At 74.0% G+C, this 15,391-nt stretch carries 16 protein-coding genes; 8 read left to right on the top strand and 8 right to left on the bottom strand.

The window, feature by feature from the left end; translation table 11 throughout:
• Positions 1–58 precede the first annotated feature (58 nt).
• A complete protein-coding gene (locus tag G011_RS0102170) occupies positions 59–526 on the top strand; it encodes a nitroreductase/quinone reductase family protein (RefSeq protein ID WP_019607014.1) in 468 nt (155 codons plus the stop codon).
• Positions 527–659: 133 nt separating this feature from the next.
• Here G011_RS0102170 and G011_RS0102165 read toward each other — a convergent pair whose 3' ends face one another.
• From G011_RS0102165 to ruvC, 6 genes are all read right to left on the bottom strand, one after another.
• Positions 660–2,837: a bifunctional (p)ppGpp synthetase/guanosine-3',5'-bis(diphosphate) 3'-pyrophosphohydrolase gene (locus tag G011_RS0102165; protein ID WP_019607013.1), complete on the bottom strand. Its 2,178-nt coding sequence runs from the start codon at positions 2,835–2,837 to the stop codon at positions 660–662.
• A gap of 588 nt (positions 2,838–3,425) precedes the next feature.
• The gene (locus G011_RS0102160) at positions 3,426–3,980 is read right to left on the bottom strand and encodes an adenine phosphoribosyltransferase (RefSeq protein WP_019607012.1); all 555 of its coding nucleotides are present in this window, start codon (positions 3,978–3,980) and stop codon (positions 3,426–3,428) included.
• 226 nt (positions 3,981–4,206) lie between these two features.
• Positions 4,207–4,572, bottom strand: a complete 366-nt coding sequence (gene yajC / locus G011_RS0102155; protein ID WP_026337939.1) for a preprotein translocase subunit YajC — start codon at positions 4,570–4,572, stop codon at positions 4,207–4,209.
• 320 nt (positions 4,573–4,892) lie between these two features.
• Positions 4,893–6,041 carry a Holliday junction branch migration DNA helicase RuvB gene (gene ruvB, locus G011_RS0102150; RefSeq protein ID WP_019607011.1) on the bottom strand — a complete coding sequence of 383 codons (1,149 nt, stop codon included), beginning with the start codon at positions 6,039–6,041 and terminating at the stop codon, positions 4,893–4,895.
• Positions 6,042–6,056: 15 nt separating this feature from the next.
• A complete protein-coding gene (gene ruvA / locus G011_RS0102145; protein ID WP_019607010.1) occupies positions 6,057–6,677 on the bottom strand; it encodes a Holliday junction branch migration protein RuvA in 621 nt (206 codons plus the stop codon).
• 50 nt (positions 6,678–6,727) lie between these two features.
• A complete protein-coding gene (gene ruvC, locus G011_RS0102140; RefSeq protein WP_019607009.1) occupies positions 6,728–7,276 on the bottom strand; it encodes a crossover junction endodeoxyribonuclease RuvC in 549 nt (182 codons plus the stop codon).
• Positions 7,277–7,575: 299 nt separating this feature from the next.
• On the opposite strand from ruvC, the gene G011_RS0102135 reads away from it, so the two are divergent.
• The 4 genes from G011_RS0102135 (at position 7,576) to G011_RS29470 (ending at position 12,039) form a co-directional block, all read left to right on the top strand.
• Complete coding sequence (locus G011_RS0102135) at positions 7,576–8,367, top strand: NrtR DNA-binding winged helix domain-containing protein (RefSeq protein WP_019607008.1); 792 nt, start codon at positions 7,576–7,578, stop codon at positions 8,365–8,367.
• A 17-nt stretch (positions 8,368–8,384) separates the two neighbouring features.
• Positions 8,385–9,479, top strand: coding sequence for a hypothetical protein (locus G011_RS0102130; protein ID WP_019607007.1), 1,095 nt, complete (start codon positions 8,385–8,387; stop codon positions 9,477–9,479).
• A gap of 89 nt (positions 9,480–9,568) precedes the next feature.
• Positions 9,569–10,564: a hypothetical protein gene (locus G011_RS0102125; protein WP_019607006.1), complete on the top strand. Its 996-nt coding sequence runs from the start codon at positions 9,569–9,571 to the stop codon at positions 10,562–10,564.
• Complete coding sequence (locus tag G011_RS29470) at positions 10,561–12,039, top strand: adenylosuccinate synthetase (RefSeq protein ID WP_019607005.1); 1,479 nt, start codon at positions 10,561–10,563, stop codon at positions 12,037–12,039. Before G011_RS0102125 ends, G011_RS29470 begins: the two co-directional genes overlap by 4 nt.
• Positions 12,040–12,117: 78 nt before the next feature.
• On the opposite strand, the gene G011_RS0102115 is transcribed toward G011_RS29470, so the two are convergent.
• Complete coding sequence (locus G011_RS0102115; RefSeq protein ID WP_019607004.1) at positions 12,118–12,627, bottom strand: hypothetical protein; 510 nt, start codon at positions 12,625–12,627, stop codon at positions 12,118–12,120.
• A 144-nt stretch (positions 12,628–12,771) separates the two neighbouring features.
• Here G011_RS0102115 and G011_RS0102110 point away from each other — a divergent pair, with 144 nt between their 5' ends.
• Together G011_RS0102110 and G011_RS0102105 are read left to right on the top strand one after the other, a co-directional pair.
• Positions 12,772–13,197: a PPOX class F420-dependent oxidoreductase gene (locus G011_RS0102110; protein WP_013151882.1), complete on the top strand. Its 426-nt coding sequence runs from the start codon at positions 12,772–12,774 to the stop codon at positions 13,195–13,197.
• 10 nt (positions 13,198–13,207) lie between these two features.
• Entirely contained in the window at positions 13,208–13,444 is a 237-nt protein-coding gene (locus tag G011_RS0102105) for a hypothetical protein (RefSeq protein WP_019607003.1), read from the top strand.
• On the opposite strand, the gene G011_RS0102100 is transcribed toward G011_RS0102105, so the two are convergent.
• Positions 13,425–14,366: a LysR family transcriptional regulator gene (locus tag G011_RS0102100; protein ID WP_019607002.1), complete on the bottom strand. Its 942-nt coding sequence runs from the start codon at positions 14,364–14,366 to the stop codon at positions 13,425–13,427. The two genes, G011_RS0102105 and G011_RS0102100, sit on opposite strands and share 20 nt — an antisense overlap.
• Positions 14,367–14,450: 84 nt before the next feature.
• On the opposite strand from G011_RS0102100, the gene G011_RS0102095 reads away from it, so the two are divergent.
• On the top strand, positions 14,451–15,347 hold the full coding sequence (locus tag G011_RS0102095) for an alpha/beta fold hydrolase (protein WP_019607001.1): 897 nt from the start codon (positions 14,451–14,453) through the stop codon (positions 15,345–15,347).
• Positions 15,348–15,391 lie beyond the last annotated feature (44 nt).

Here is a 15,391-nt window from a genome sequence, read left to right as displayed (position 1 = left end):
GCCGCCGGGCGCGCGCAGCCACCAGAATGGGGAGCAGCCGAGCGAGGGAGTTGCCGAGATGGGGAACGAGCCGACGAAGCGGTTCGAGATGACGGGGCTGCGGCGGACCGCCAACGCCGTCGTCAGCGGCTTCGTCAAGTACGGGGTGTGCCTGCCCGAGTTGCACCTGCTCACCACGCGTGGGCGCAAGTCGGGCTTCCTGCGCACCATCCCGCTCAGTGTGCTGGACAGCGACCGCGGACGGTTCCTGGTCTCCCCCTACGGGGAGGTGGACTGGGTCCGCAACCTGCGTCAGGACGGCTTCGCGACGCTGCGCCAGGGCGGCTGGATCGAGCTGATCAGCGTGCGCGAACTGGGGGCCGCGGAGGCCGCCCCGCTGCTCAAGGAGTACCTGGACCACCCGCGCGCCGCCATGGTGGGCCTGTACTTCGAGACGCCGCCGGACGCCCCCGAGGAGGCGTTCGCGGCCGAGGCCGAACGTCACCCGGTGTTCGAGATCGTGCGCTCGACCACGATCCGCATCTGACGGCGCGCACGGGCTCCGGGCTCCCCACTCGGGCGTCCGGGGCCCGGCCGTGTCCGGCCCTGCCCGCGCGGCCCCGGACACGGGACCGCGGCGTCCCCCGTGCCCGCGGCCCCTCCCCCGCCGTCCGGCCGGGTCAGTTGCGGACGCGGAAGACGTCGTAGACGCCGTCCACGCCCCGCACCGCGCGCAGCACGCTGCCCAGGTGGGCGGGGTCGGCCATCTCGAAGGTGAAGCGGCTCTGCGCCACGCGGTCGCGGCTGGTCTGGACGGTCGCGGACAGGATGTTGACGTGCTGGTCGCTCAGCACCCGCGTGATGTCCGACAGCAGCCGGGACCGGTCCAGGGCCTCCACGTGCAGCGCCACCAGGAACATCGAGTCCTCGGTGGGCGACCACTCCACCTTGACCATGCGGTCGGTGTCCAGCGTCGCGGTGTTCACGCAGTCCCGGCGGTGCACCGACACCCCGTTGCCCCGGGTCACGAAGCCGACGATCTCGTCGCCCGGCACGGGGGTACAGCACTTGGACAGGCGCGCCCACACGTCGGCGTCACCCTCCACGACCACGCCCGGGTTGCCGTGCTGGCGCTGGCGGGTGGCCGCCTTGGTGGGCAGCGCCGACTCGGCGATGTCCTCGGTGTGGCTCTCCAGGCCGCCCATGGAGTCGACGAGCTTGCCGACCACGTGCTGGGCGCTGACCTGGCGCTCCCCCACGGCCGCGTACAGCGAGTCCACGTCCGGGTAGCGCAGGTCGCTGGCCAGGCCGATGATCGCCTCACCGCTGAACAGGCGCTTGACCGGAAGCTCCTGCTTGCGCATGACCTTGGCGATCTCGTCCTTGCCCTGCTCGATGGCGGCCTCGCGGCGCTCCTTGGTGAACCAGTGCCGGATCTTGTTGCGGGCCCGGGCGCTCTTGACGAAGTTCAGCCAGTCCCGGCTGGGCCCGGCGTCGGGCGTCTTGGAGGTGAGGATCTCCACCGTCTCGCCGTTGTGCAGTTCGTTCTCCAGCGGCACGAGGCGGCCGTTGATGCGGGCGCCCACGGTGCGGTGGCCGACCTCGGTGTGCACGGCGTAGGCGAAGTCCACGGCGGTGGCGCCCTGGGGCAACGAGATGACGTCGCCGCCCGGGGTGAAGACGAACACCTCCTGCACCGACAGGTCGAAGCGCAGCGACTCCAGGAACTCGCCCGGGTCCTTGGTCTCCTGCTGCCAGTCGATGAGCTGGCGCAGCCACTGCATGTCGGAGCTGCCCCGGGGCTTGCTCTCGCCCCCGCTGCCCCGATCCTCCTTGTACTTCCAGTGCGCGGCGATGCCGTACTCGGCGCGCCGGTGCATCGCGCGCGTACGGATCTGGAGCTCGACCGGGTTGCCCGAGGGCCCTATGACCGTCGTGTGCAGCGACTGGTACATGTTGAACTTGGGCATCGCGATGTAGTCCTTGAACCGGCCGGGCACCGGGTTCCACCGCGCGTGGATGGTCCCCAGGGCCGCGTAGCAGTCGCGGACGCTGTCCACCAGGACCCGCACGGCGATGAGGTCGTAGATCTCGTCGAAGCCGCAGTTGCGGGCGATCATCTTCTGGTAGATCGAGTAGTAGTGCTTGGGCCGCCCGCGCACGGTGGCCTTGAGCTTGGACTCGCGCAGGTCGGCCGAGACCGCCTCGATGACCTCCTGGAGGTAGACGTCGCGGCGCGGGGCGCGCTCGGACACCAGGCGGGCGATCTCGTCGAAGCGCTTGGGGTAGAGGGTGGCGAAGGCCAGGTCCTCCAGCTCCCACTTGATGGTGTTCATGCCCAGCCGGTGGGCGAGGGGGGCGAAGATCTCCAGGGTCTCGCGGGCCTTCTTCTCCCGTTTGGCGCGGGAGGGCAGGTAGCGCAGGGTGCGCATGTTGTGCAGCCGGTCGCACAGCTTGATGACCAGCACGCGGATGTCGCGGGCCATGGCCACGACCATCTTGCGCACGGTCTCGGCCTGGGTGGCCTCGCCGTACTTGACCTTGTCGAGCTTGGTGACCCCGTCGACCAGCTCGGCGATCTCGTCGCCGAAGTCCGAGCGCAGCTCGCCCAGGGAGTAGTCGGTGTCCTCGACGGTGTCGTGCAGGAGGGCGGCGGCCAGGGTGGCCTCCTGCATACCCAGCTCGGCGAGGATCGTGGCGACGGCGAGGGGATGGGTGATGTAGGGGTCGCCGCTCTTGCGCTTCTGGTCGCGGTGGTGGTGGGCCGCGACCTCGTAGGCGCGCTCGACCAGCCGCACGTCCACCTTGGGATGGGTGGCCCGCACTGTCTTGATCAGTGGTTCGAGCACCGGGTTCATCGTCACTCCCCGCTGGGCGCCGAGTCGGGCGAGCCTTCTGCGTACTCGCACCGTGGAGGGCGTGGTGGAGGGGGACGGCTGCCGCGTGGCCCCCGCTCCGGAGACGTCGGAGGGCGCCGCTCCGTTCGCGGCGCCCTCCGGCCGGTCTCCCTGTGGACTTGTGGTGGCGCCCCGCGCGCCGGTGCCGTCCGCCTGCCCCTGGGGCGCGTTCGGCCGCGGTTCCTGGGAGGCGCCCCGCCGCGTCTCGTCCGTCGGTACCGCCCCGGTCGAAACCACTTCGCTTGGCATGCCTACCTCCCGCGGATCCGTCCGGTCGCGCGGGCGCCGTCAGCGCCGCCCGGCTCCACCGGTGCACGTGCGTGTCATCAGGGCCAGTCGTGACGTGGCCGCCGCGGTACCTCTCCCACCAGTCTAGTGGGGCCGTTCCCGTCGGGAACGGCCTCGGCCTCCCCGCTCCCGCCGCGCCCGGCGGCGGGTGTGACACTGGCCACCGGGGGTTCACCCCCGGTGGTGGAGTACGTCAACGATGACGGGCCGTCGCGCATTCCCCGTGGGGAGGGGCGTCGGCCGCGGCGCGGGTCGGCCGGATCAGACCGTGAGGAGGGTGTGCAGCTCCACGTCGGGCACCCTGTCCCGTCCCCGGAGCGCGGAGAGCTCCATCAGGACGGAGAATCCCACGACCGTACCACCCGCCTTGCGGACCAGGTCCACCGCGGCCCTGCCGGTGCCGCCGGTGGCGAGGACGTCGTCCACGATCAGCACACGGCTGCCCGGGGAGACCGCGTCGGCGTGGATCTCGACGGTCGCGGTGCCGTACTCCAGATCATAGGCCTGCCCGATGGTCCGTGAGGGCAGTTTCCCGGCTTTGCGCGCGGGGACGAAGCCCGACCCCAGCGCCATGGCGACCGGGGCGCCGAAGATGAACCCGCGCGCCTCCAGTCCGACCACGTGGTCCACCCCCGCGGCGCGGAAGGGCGCGGCGAGGCCCTCCACGGCGGCGGCGAAGGCCTCCCGGTGGTTGAGCAGCGGCGTGATGTCCTTGAACAGGACGCCGGGCTTCGGGAAGTCGGGGACGTCGCGGATGTGCGCCCGGATGAGCTCCGGGCTGGGGACGGGCGCCGCGGTGGCGGTGTCGTCGGGCATGTGGGATGGGCCTTCTGCTGGGTTCTCGTGTTGTCGGGGCCGACGTGGGCGGGGCCTCGCGGGAGTCGCCGCGGCGGTCCGCGGCCCGACGGGCCGGACACGGCGGTACCGGCCCCCCGCGCGGGGGGCCGGTACCGGGGTCGGACGCGCGCGGGCCGTCCGCTCACCGCGCGGGGCGGAGGCCGGAGCCTGGGCCGAAGCGGGGCGGAGGCCCGAAGGAGTACTTCTAGCCCTTGGGCTTGTCGTCGTCGCCGAAGTCGGGGCGGTCCTCCACCGGGGTGTCGTCGGCGGCCGGGGTGACGACCTCCCCGACACCGGCCTTGAGCATGCGGATGCGGGTCCCGGGCGCGATCTCCAGCAGGACGTCCTGCTCGTGGATCTCGACGACGGTGGCGAAGATGCCGGCCTTGGTCATCACCTCGACACCGGGGACCAGGGCGTTGTGCATCTGCATCTCCTGCTGGCGGCGCTTCTGGGCCGGGCGCCAGAACAGCAGCCAGAACACCAGAAGGATCAGCAGGAACGGGAACAGCATGCTGAGGAGTCCGCCCGTGGGCTCTCCTTGGGCAGCGAGGTGGTAAAGGCCCTGCACGGGGGCGTCCTTCCTGAGGTTTCTTCGTGTGGCCGACGGCTGTCGGATCGGACACCGCGACGGCCACCTTCTTCGCGTCGGCACGAACCGCGTGGTCCGGACCTGTCCGGCACGTACAACGCGCCAGAGGGCCGACTCGTTCCACCGGTGTCCAACGACACGTACGGAGTCGTGCCCCGTCTCGGCTGTTTCGTCCCAGCTTACGTGGCGTGGGTCACCGCTGTCCCACCGGATGAGATCGGAGCGTTAACGGTTCGCCCCCGATCCGCGCGGCCGGAACCCATTGTGCCCGGACCGGGGCGCCGTGTCAGACGCACTGGTCAGGGACTCGCCGCACCGTTGTGACCCGTGTTGCCCGCGGGGGCGGGGTTACCGGTGGCGCCGCCGTTGGCCGCCGCCGCGCCGAAGGCCGCGTCCGGCGGCGGGGTGAGCCCCATGTGCGCCCAGGCCTGCGGGGTGGCCACCCGGCCGCGCGGGGTGCGGGCCAGGAAGCCGGAGCGGACCAGGAAGGGCTCGGCCACGGTCTCCACCGTCTCGGCCTCCTCCCCCACCGACACCGCCAGCGTGGACAGGCCGACAGGGCCGCCGCGGAACCTCCTCATGAGCACGTCGAGGATGGCGCGGTCCAGGCGGTCCATGCCCAGTTCGTCCACCTCGTAGAGGTCGAGGGCGGCGCGGGCGGTGTCCAGCGACAGCCGCCCGTCCCCGCGCACCTCGGCGTAGTCGCGCACCCGGCGCAGCAGCCGGTTGGCGATCCGGGGGGTGCCGCGCGAGCGCCCGGCGATCTCCACGGCCGCGTCCGCGTCCAGGGGCGCGCCGAGCAGGCCCGCCGAGCGCTGGAGGATCAGCTCCAGTTCCTGGGGGGTGTAGAAGTCCATGTGCGCGGTGAACCCGAAGCGGTCGCGCAGGGGCGCGGGCAGCATGCCCGCGCGGGTGGTGGCACCGACCAGGGTGAACGGCGCGATGTCCAGCGGGATGGCGGTGGCGCCGGGGCCCTTGCCGACCACGACGTCGACCCGGAAGTCCTCCATCGCGACGTAGAGCATCTCCTCGGCGGGGCGGGCCATGCGGTGGATCTCGTCCAGGAAGAGCACCTCGCCCTCCTGGAGGGTGGAGAGCACCGCGGCCAGGTCCCCGGAGCGCTCGATGGCCGGGCCCGAGGTGATGCGCAGCGGGGCCCCCATCTCGGCGGCGATGATCATGGCCAGGGTGGTCTTGCCCAGGCCCGGGCCGCCGGACATGAGGATGTGGTCGGGCGCCCGGTTGCGCCGCTTGGCGCTGTGCAGCACCAGGGAGAGCTGTTCGCGCACGCGTTCCTGGCCGACGAACTCGTCCAGGGCGCGGGGGCGCAGGGCGCCCTCGATCTGGCGCTCGTCCGTGCCCGCGTCGGGCGAGACCGCGTCGCGCTCGTAGGGCGGGGGCCCGCCGGGGGCCGAGCCCCGGGGGTCCTCCTCGTGGAAGTCGTACACGGGGTTTCCTCCTTCCTAGGCCCGGCTGAGCCTGCGCAGGGCGCTGCGCAGCAGGACGGCGACGTCGTCGGTGTGCTCGGCCTCGGCCGCCACGGCGGAGGCGGCGGCCTCGGCGTCCTTGGCCGACCAGCCGAGGTTGACCAGGCCGGAGACCACCTGTCCGCGCCAGGCGCCGTTGGGCTCGCTGCCGCTCCCGGCGGCTTCGGACCCGGGCAGGGTGCCGTCGGTGAGCACGGGCGCGTCGAGCTTGCCGCGCAGTTCCAGGACGATGCGCTGGGCGCCCTTCTTGCCGATGCCGGGCACGCGGGTGAGGGCGGTGGTGTCCTCGGTGGACACGGCGTGGCGCAGGCTGGAGGGGCTGTGGACGGAGAGCATGGCCAGGGCCAGTCGGGGACCGACACCGGAGGCGGTCTGGAGCTGCTCGAACAGGTGCTTCTCGTCGTCGTCGGCGAACCCGAACAGGGTCAGGGACTCCTCGCGCACGACGAGGCTGGTGGCCACGGTCCCGGTCTCGCCCACGTGCAGGCGCGAGAGCGCGGAGGGCGTGCACTGCACGGTCATGCCGACCCCGCCGACGTCGATGACGGCGGTGCCCGCGCCGCGTGCGGCCACCCGGCCGGTGAGGAACGCGATCATCTGGTGTGGGCACCGGGGACGGTGCCCCTCTCCTTCCTGGGGGCGGGGCGCTAGCGGCCGCGGGTGCGGCGGGCCAGCTCCACCTTGCGGGCGAAGTCCTGCTGGGCCTGGGCGACGCGGGCCTGGGCCCCGCCGCGCCAGATGTGGCAGATGGCCAGGGCGACGGCGTCGGCCGCGTCGGCGGGCTTGGGGGGTCCGTCGAGTCCGAGGATACGCGCCACCATCGTGCCGACCTGCGCCTTGTCGGCGCGGCCGTTGCCGGTGATGGCGGCCTTGGCCTCACTGGGGGTGTGCATGGCCACGGGCAGGCCGCGGCGGGCGGCGCAGACCAGGGCGATGCCGCTGGCCTGGGCGGTGCCCATGACGGTGCTGAGGTTGTGCTGGGCGAAGACGCGCTCGACGGCGACGGCGTCGGGCTGGTAGCGGTCCAGCCACTCCTCGATGCCGCGCTCGATCCCCACGAGCCGGTGGGGCAGGTCGGTGTCGGGACTGGTGCGCACGGCGTCGGCTCCGAGCAGGGTGAGCGGTCGGCCGATGGCGCCCTCGACGGCGGCGACACCGCACCGGGTCAGCCCGGGGTCGATCCCCAACACGCGCACGCGCCTCACCCTTGCCCTCTCGAACGTCCGTTCGCCCACATGCTAGCGGCGGGCGACGACGTCCGCCTCCGGTCCACCCGGGCGTGTCGGCCCCCGGGGACACCCGGCGGGCCGGAAACCCGCCGCGGCCGCGGGCCGCCCCGACGCGAGCGTAGCCGCCCGCCCGAGCACGCCCGCACGGCCCGGGTCCGCGCGCCGCCCTCGCGCTTCCGGAGGAAAGGGATGGACGGGACGCCGAACGCGTGCTAAGTTGCTCTCAGTTCGAGAAATACTCGATATGAGAACAACTGGAGGCGCACGTGGCCGACCCGCGCGACGAGGAGGGCGAGAGCCGGTTCCTCGCCGACTACGACCCGCACGCGTTCGCCCCGGTCGCGGTCACCGTCGACGTCGTCGCCCTCACCATCCGGTCGGGCGTGCCGCACGTGCTGCTGACCCGGCGCGCCGCGCACCCCCAGCGCGGCTGGTGGGCGCTGCCGGGCGGGTTCGTCCGCGCCCAGGACGGACCGGACGGCCCCGCCGACCCCGACCTGCCCGACGCCGCCCTGCGCGTGCTCTCGGAGAAGACCCTGCTGCCCACCGAGCTGCACCTGGAGCAGCTGGGCACCTACGGCGCCCGGGACCGGGATCCGCGCATGCGCGTCTTCTCGGTCGCCTACGTCCTGCTGGCCCCCGACCTGCCCGACCCGCACACCGGCCGGGACACCGAGGAGGCCGCCTGGATCCCCTGGCGCGACCTCGGCCACGGAGACGGCGCCCGCGCCGGACTCGACCTGGCCTTCGACCACGGCCGCGTCCTGGCCGACGCCGTCGAGCGCGCCCGCTCCAAGCTGGAGTACACCCCGCTGGCCACGGCCTTCCTGCCGCCCGCCTTCACCATCACGGCGTTGCGCGAGGTGTACGAGGCCGTGTGGGGCCAGTCCCTGCACGCGGCCAACTTCCACCGCAAGATCCTCGCCGCCCCCGGGTTCGTGGAGGACACCGGGGAACTCGCCGAGCGCGGCGGCGCGGGCGGCGGACGGCGCGCCCGGCTCTACCGCGCGGGCGGCGCCGCCCTGCTGCACCCTCCCCTGCTGCGGAGCACGCAGTGACCCCCGAGAGGAGCCCGATGACGGCCACCGGCCCCGCCTTCGAGGACGCCGAGCGCCAGGTCGCCCTGGCGGGCGACCCCGTGGAACTGTTCGGCCCGCTGCCCGAGGACGGCGGCGTGCCCCCGGCGGCCACGGCCCGCCACCGCGAGCTGGCCCGCGCGCTGCACCCCGACACGGCGCCGCACGGAAGCGGCACCGGCCCCTTCGCCCGGCTCTCGGAGCTGTGGGACCTGTACCGGGCGATGGCCGCGGGCGACCTGCGCCTGGACGACCTCACCCTGGCCACCGGCGCGCACACCTACCGGATCGGCCGGGAGCGGCTGGCCCGCGGAGACGTCTCCGACCTGCACCCGGTGCGCTACCGGGCGCCGGAGTGGCGCGACGCGGTGCTCAAACTGCCCCGCGCACCCCGTGACAACGACCTACTGGAGGCCGAGGCGACCGCGCTGCGCCGCATCCGGGAGCACGGCCACGAGCGCTACCGGGCCTTCGTCCCCGAACTGGTGGAGTCCTTCAAGCACCGCGACGCCGCCACCGGCGTGGAGCGGCGGGCCAACGTCCTGGGGCGGCTGCACGGCTTCCACACGCTGGCCGAGGTGCGCCGCGCCCACCCCGACGGCGTCGACCCGCGCGACGCGGCGTGGATGTGGCGGCGGCTGCTGGTCGCCGTCGGCAACGCCGCCCTGGCGGGGGTCGTGCACGGCGCGGTCGTGCCCGAGCACGTGATGATCCACCCGGCCGAGCACGGCCTGGTCCTGGTCGACTGGTGCTACTCGGTGACGGCGCACGCCCCGCGCACCGCGCCGCACATCCCGGCGATGGTGCCCGGACGCGCGGACTTCTACCCGCCCGAGGTGGCCACCCGCCGCCCCGCGCTGGCCCAGACCGACATCCACATGGCGACCCGGTGCGTGGAGTACGTCACCGCGGGCCGCCTGCCCCCGCAGCTGCGTTCCTTCGCGCGCGGCTGCACCCTGCCCGCCCCCGAGCGGCGGCCCCGCGACGGGTTCGCCCTGCTCTGCGAACTGGACGACGTGCTGGAACGCCTCTACGGGCCGCGCCGGTTCCGCCCCTTCACCATGCCGGACCCGGCACCGGCCGCCGGGGTCTGAACCCCCTCCCCGACCACCGTCCCCCGCGCATTCCCCGCCCCCGACCCCGGCGGCCCCATCCGCCCACCCCATCTCCCGAGGAGAACCCCATGGGAAGCAGCAACTGGTCCACCGACGCCTACCACGCGCGTCAGGCCTACAACGCCTCCGTCGGCTCCAGCAGCTTCGGCTACACCGACGACGTGCTCGCCTCGACCCCGCGCAGTGCCTGGCGGGTCCACGACAGCCTCGACCCCCACGGGGTGGACGTGCGCGAGAGCCGCGACTCCGCCGAACACCCCGAGTCGCTGGCCATCTCGGTGCTCTTCGACGTCACCGGGTCCATGCGCAACGTGCCGCGCGTACTCCAGACCAAGCTGCCCGACCTGTTCGGCCTGCTGCTGCGCAAGGGGTACGTGCAGGACCCGCAGATCCTCTTCGGCGCGATCGGCGACGCCACGTGCGACCGGGCCCCGCTCCAGGTGGGGCAGTTCGAGTCCGGCAACGAACTGGAGGACGACCTGGGCAACATCCTGCTGGAGGGCGGCGGTGGCGGCCAGGTGATGGAGTCCTACGAGCTGGCCATGTACTTCATGGCCAGGCACACCTCCATGGACTGCCTGGAGAAGCGCGGACGGCGCGGCCACCTCTTCATCATCGGCGACGAGATGGCCTACGGGGCGGTCAAGGCGCGGGAGGTGCGCGAGGTGATCGGCGACGACCTCACCGAGGACATCCCCTTCCCGCGGATCCTGGCCGAGCTGCGGCGCAGCTTCGAGGTGTACTTCATCATGCCGACCGGAAGCGGCCACTACCACAACGACAAGGTGCGCGGCTTCTGGGACACCCAGCTGGGCCAGAACGTCATCTACCTGGACGACCTCGACGCGGTGTCGGAGACCATCGCGGTCACCGTCGGACTCGCAGAGGAGGCCATCGACCTGGAGAAGGGCCTGGCCGACCTGGCCGAGGCGGGCTCAGACGCGGGCGAGGCGGTGGGCAGGGCGCTGCGGACGCTGTCCGAGAGCCGCGGCTCCGTGGTCGTGGCCGACGCCCCGATCGGGCTCGGCGGCCCGGCCGACACGGGCGGGGTGGACCGGCTGTGACCGGCGCGATCGCCCCGTGGGCCGACGGGAACGCCGTCGTCGTCGACCTGGGGTTCGGCGACGCGGGCAAGGGCGTGACGGTCGACCTGCTGTGCGCGCGGCGGCGCTTCGGCGCCGTCGTGCGCGCCAACGGTGGCGCCCAGGCCGCGCACAACGTGGTGACCCCCGACGGCCGCCACCACACGTTCGCCCAGTTCGGTGCGGGCACGCTGGCCCCCGGCGGCCCGGTGCCCACGCACCTGTCGCGGCTGATGGTGGTGGACCCCTTCGCCCTGGCCGCCGAGGCCGGGCACCTGGCCTCGCTCGGCGTGGCCGACCCGTTCGCGCTGGTCACCGTGGACCGCCGGGCGCTGATCAGCACGCCGTGGCACCGGGCGGCCAACCAGGCGCGGGAGCGGGCGCGGGGCGAGGCCCGGCACGGCTCCTGCGGGATGGGGGTGGGCGAGACCGTGGCCTACGCCCTGGCCCGCCCCGAGGACGCGCCCACCGCCGGTGACTGCGCGCGGCCGGACGCGCTGCGCCGCAAGCTGCGCCGCCTGGCCGACCACCTGCACGCGGTGCGCCGCTCCCTGGAGCCCCCGGACGCGGCCCCCGGCCCCGGTGCCGGGGTCACCGCAGCCGGAACCGGGCCGGCGGCGGCCTCCGGCGCGGCAGCAGGGTCCAGCGCGGCCCCGAGCCCCGGCGCCGGGTCCCGGCCCGAGACCGAGCCGGACGTCGAGGAGTGCGTGGAGGCCTACCTGGCCTTCGCGCGGCGGGTGCGGCTGGTGGACGAGGATTACCTGCCCCGGCTGCTCGACCGCTCCCCCGTGGTGTTCGAGGGGGCGCAGGGGGTGCTGCTGGACGAGTGGCACGGGTTCCACCCCTACACCACCTGGTCCACCACGACCACCGCGAACCCGCTCGCGCTCATGGCCGAGGCCGGGCGCCCCGACGACGCCCGCCGGATCGGTGTGGTGCGCACCTACACCACCCGGCACGGCGCGGGCCCGCTCGTGGCCGAGGACCCGGAACTGGGCGCGGTGCTGGCCGAGGCGCACAACGGCGCGCACCCGTGGCAGGGGGCGTTCCGGGTCGGGCACTTCGACGCGGTGGCGCACCGGTACGCGCTCGCCGCCACCGGAGGGGTGGACTCGCTGGTGGTCACGCACGCCGACGCCCCCGCGCGGGCGGGCGGGCGGCTGCGCTGGTGCACGGGCTACACCTCGCCGGACGGGTCCGGCCTGGAACCGGTCCCCGCGCCGGCCCCGGCGCCCAGCGGGCCGGGCGCCGCCGTGACGGGCGCGGCCCTGGCGGACGCCGCGGCGCGCCTGGACCGGCAGGAGCGCCTGGCCCGCGCCCTGCTGGCGGCGCGGCCCGTGCTCGCCCCCGCGCCCGACTCCCCCGCCGAGGCCGTCGGCGAGGAGCTGGGGCTGCCCCTGGAGGCGGTGTTCTCGGGGCCGACCCGCGCCGACGCCCGCGTTCCGTCCCGTGCCTGACCACCCCATCGAGGTCCGCTCCGGCGGGCGGCGGGGCCGACCGTCGTGGCGCGGCCCTCGTCGCGCCGTCCCGCGCGCCTAGACGACGGTCAGGTGGTAGGTGGTGTCCACCCGGAAGCCCTGCCCGTCGTCCGCCCTGATCTCCAGCACGTACCCGCCGGGGCTCAGGGGCGAGACCGCGCCCCACAGCCCCCAGCTGTGCCTGCGGACCCACAGGGGGCTGCGGAACACCCCCTGGAACTCCTCCAGCGGCAGCGCGACGCCGTTGAGGTGCGCGTCGGCGCGCGCGACCGGCATGGCCATCGGCTCCCTGGAGTACTCGAAGGGGAACTGCATGTTGAACACCGGGAAGAACAGGGGGCGTCCCGTGGGCACCTCGCACCGGCGCACGACCCTGCCCCCGTAGGTACCGGCGAGGAACCACAGGTCGTCCGGCTGGTTGCGGGCCGCGTGCTCGCCGGTGGCATCACGGACCGGATCGCACCCCTCCGGCGCCGACCACACCCACTTCCACCAGCGCGCCGAGAGCGCGACGCCCTCACGGGCGCCGATCCGCCACGTCCCGTCCTCCGGCACGACCCCGCCCATGGCATCCCTCTCCCGTGTCCGACCGCCCGCGGCGGACGTCCGTGTTGCGCGGATCGTACCGATACGCGGGATCGCGCCGACACGCGGGCACCCCGGCGCCGCGTCCTCCTGGAGGGACCGGGACCCGCGCACTAGCGTGGGGCCGTGACTTCTCTCTCCGACCCCCGGGTCCGCGACTTCCTGCTCCAGGGCACCCGTACCGGGATGCTCGCCTACACCGCCTCGGACGGACGGCCGCTGGCGGCACCGGTGTGGTTCGTCGTCGAGGACGGCGACATCGTCTTCAACACCGGCGCCTCCACCGCGAAGGGCCGGTCCATCGCGCGCGACCCCAGGGTGGCGCTCACCGTGGACCTGCCCGAACCGCCGTACGCCTTCGTGCAGGTGCAGGGCGAGGCCGTCGTGTCCGAGGACCCCGACGAGCTGGTGCGCACCGCCACCGCGATCGCCCGCCGCTACATGGGGCCCGAGCGGGCCGAGGAGTTCGGGCGGCGCAACGGCGTGCCCGGCGAGCTCGCGGTGCGGCTGCGCCCGACCAGGGTGGTCTCCGCCTTCGACATGGTCGGCTGAGCGCCCGCGCGTGGACGTCCCCGGGAACGCGGTCCTGTTCGTCTGCAACGACGACGGGAGGAAGCTGTACCACAGCCTCAGTCCGAACAGCGTGGGTGATCGCGGCTCCACCACCGACCGCGAGTCCCTGGACGACGCGGTGGCGGTACCGCGCCGACACGGCTTCGGGGTCGACGCGCCGGATTTCGGGCCGGGCAGCCTCAACCCGTCGGACCCCCAAGAGCTGATCAGCCCGAACCCCCGGTGAGGACGTCGGTCCCGGGTTCGTCCGTCGGGCCCGGGTCCGCCCCCGCGGACCAGTCCACCGCGTGGGCCACGAACGCCTCCGCCGCCGCGGTGAGCGGCCCCCTCCTGCTGACCAGGGACACGTACAGGTGGCCGGTGGGCTCCAGGTCCAGCACCAGCGCCCCGGCCCGCTCGGCCAGGTCCCGCCAGGCGTCGGTGACCACCGCGATCCCGGCTCCGCCCAGCACCAGCGGCAGGAGGGACACCCTGTGCTCGCTCTCCACGGCGACCCGGGCGTCCAGGCCGTTCGCGACCAGTTCGTCGACGAACCGGCGCATGCCCGAACCGTGCTGTCCCACGATCAACCGCTGCCCCTCCAACCGCTCGGCGCGCACGGGTTCCCCCGCGGTGAAGGGCCCGTCGGGCGGGGCGAGCAGCACGAAGCTCTGGCGCACCAGCGGATGGGCGCGCACCCCCGTCCGCGCGAAGGGCTCGGAGGTGGCCACCACACCGAGTTCGCAGGCGCCGGTGCGCACCATCTCCACGGCGTCGCGCGTGGTCAGCGCGCTGCGGACCGACACCGACACCTCCGGGTGGCGCCGGGTGAAGCCCGCCACCAGGCCGGTCAGCGGCTCGATCGCCTGGGTGGGCAGCACGGCCACGTCCACCCGTCCGCCGCGCAGCTCCCGCACCGACTCGACCGCCGAGCGGGCCAGGTCCAGGGCGCGCACCGCCTCTCGGGCGGGCTCGACCAGCGCGCGTCCCGCCCCGGTCAGCACCACGCGGCGGCCGATGCGGTGGAAGAGGTCGCTTCCCAGGTCGCGTTCCAGGGCCCGGACCGCCTGTGACAGGGACGGCTGGGACAGGTACAGGGCCGAGGCCGCCCGGTTCACCCCTCCGTGGTCGACCACGGCCAGGAAGTACTCCAGTTGCCGGACGTCCACCGCTCCTCCTTATAGGCCGGGCCTATCAACGATATCGACAGCCGGTCTTGGACACCCGCGCCCCCGGCCTGCTGGAATCCAGTCATGAGCGACCTCCTCCCCTCCGGGTTCGCACGCCGCACCGTGGACGCCGGGGGCGTGCGCGTCAACGTCCGCACGGGCGGGGACGGCCCCCCGCTCCTGCTGCTGCACGGCTACCCGCAGACGCACCTGATCTGGCACCGCGTCGCACCGCTCCTGGCGGACCGGTTCACGCTGGTCATGACCGACCTGCGCGGTTACGGGGACAGCGACAAGCCCGCCTCCGACGAGCGGCACGCCCCCTACTCCAAGCGGGCCATGGCGCGGGACCAGTACCTCGTCATGCGCGAACTGGGCTTCGACTCCTTCGCCGTGGCGGGCCACGACCGCGGCGGCCGGGTCGGCCACCGCCTCGCCCTGGACCACCCGGAGGCGGTGACGGCGCTGTGCGCGCTGGACATCGTGCCGACCCGGTACGCCTTCGAGCACGCCGACGCCGAGTTCGCCCTCGGGTACCACCACTGGTTCTTCCTGGCGGCGGGCAACGGCATCCCCGAGCACCTCATCGGGCAGGACCCGGACTTCTGGGTCCGCACCCGCATGAACGCCCGCCACCACGGCGGCACCCCCTTCGCGCCCGCCGCCGTGGACGAGTACGTGCGCTGCTTCCGCGACCCGGCCGCGATCCACGCCTCCTGCGAGGACTACCGGGCGGCGGCCTCGATCGACCTGGAGCACGACCGGGCCGACGCCGGGCGCCGCCTGGAGTGCCCTGTCCTGCTGTTGTGGGGACGGCACAGCTTCGTGGGCCGCCACTACGACGTGCCGGACGCCTGGAGCGGATACGCCCGCGACGTGCGCGGCCACGCGCTGGACTGCGACCACTACGTGCCCGAGGAGGCGCCCGGGGCCACGGCGCGGCACCTGCGCGCGTTCCTGGGCGGGGGCTCCGCGCCCTGAGCACGCCCCGGGCGCGGTTCCCGCCTCCCCCTGTCCCGCAACGT

The organism is Nocardiopsis sp. CNS-639, from assembly GCF_000381685.1.
In the GTDB taxonomy this organism is placed as follows: Bacteria; Actinomycetota; Actinomycetes; order Streptosporangiales; family Streptosporangiaceae; genus Nocardiopsis; species Nocardiopsis dassonvillei.
This window is presented reverse-complemented; position numbering and strand designations above follow the sequence as displayed.

What these genes read in the sequence shown, in the direction of transcription:
- ruvA (WP_019607010.1), bottom strand. Translation starts at nt 6,677, where the DNA reads ATGATCGCGTTCCTCACCGGCCGGGTGGCCGCACGCGGCGCGGGCACC.
- G011_RS0102130 (WP_019607007.1), top strand. Translation starts at nt 8,385, where the DNA reads ATGACGGCCACCGGCCCCGCCTTCGAGGACGCCGAGCGCCAGGTCGCC.
- G011_RS0102125 (WP_019607006.1), top strand. Translation starts at nt 9,569, where the DNA reads ATGGGAAGCAGCAACTGGTCCACCGACGCCTACCACGCGCGTCAGGCC.
- G011_RS0102115 (WP_019607004.1), bottom strand. Translation starts at nt 12,627, where the DNA reads ATGGGCGGGGTCGTGCCGGAGGACGGGACGTGGCGGATCGGCGCCCGT.
- G011_RS0102170 (WP_019607014.1), top strand. Translation starts at nt 59, where the DNA reads ATGGGGAACGAGCCGACGAAGCGGTTCGAGATGACGGGGCTGCGGCGG.
- G011_RS0102095 (WP_019607001.1), top strand. Translation starts at nt 14,451, where the DNA reads ATGAGCGACCTCCTCCCCTCCGGGTTCGCACGCCGCACCGTGGACGCC.
- G011_RS0102160 (WP_019607012.1), bottom strand. Translation starts at nt 3,980, where the DNA reads ATGCCCGACGACACCGCCACCGCGGCGCCCGTCCCCAGCCCGGAGCTC.
- G011_RS0102165 (WP_019607013.1), bottom strand. Translation starts at nt 2,837, where the DNA reads ATGAACCCGGTGCTCGAACCACTGATCAAGACAGTGCGGGCCACCCAT.